The 338-nt window shown below is 67.2% G+C and carries 1 protein-coding gene; it reads right to left on the reverse strand.

Annotated features, from left to right (window positions below; genetic code table 11):
• Window positions 1-108: LacI family DNA-binding transcriptional regulator (locus tag ACFHWY_RS28930; protein WP_416583392.1), on the reverse strand; the 108-nt coding region annotated here is incomplete at its 3' end.
• Between the last annotated feature and the right edge of the window lie 230 nt (window positions 109-338).

The raw sequence follows: 338 nt of genomic DNA on the forward strand, positions 1-338 counted from the left end.
AGCCACATCCGAACGACCATTGATCACCCGCGACACCGTCGGCACCGACACCCCGGCCAGGTCCGCGATCGCCGAAATGGTGACCTTGCGGCTATCTCTGGCGACCACAGCACTCCACCCAACCCAACCCGACACGGCGACAGCCCGCGCGGCGACCACGGGCGGCCGGGGCGGGCAACCGGCTGCCTTCCCCACCCTAGTGCCGAGAATTTTGCTCGACTATCGGAAGTTGGCGCAGTTCACACTGGGGCCACCCGGTCACCCTGAGGGATCGCCGCGCTGTCGCGGACGACGAGTTCGGTCGCCAACTCCAACCGAGGACTCTCCACCTTCTCGCC

Source organism: Micromonospora sp. LOL_024 (genome assembly GCF_048060415.1).
Taxonomy (GTDB): domain Bacteria; phylum Actinomycetota; class Actinomycetes; order Mycobacteriales; family Micromonosporaceae; genus Micromonospora.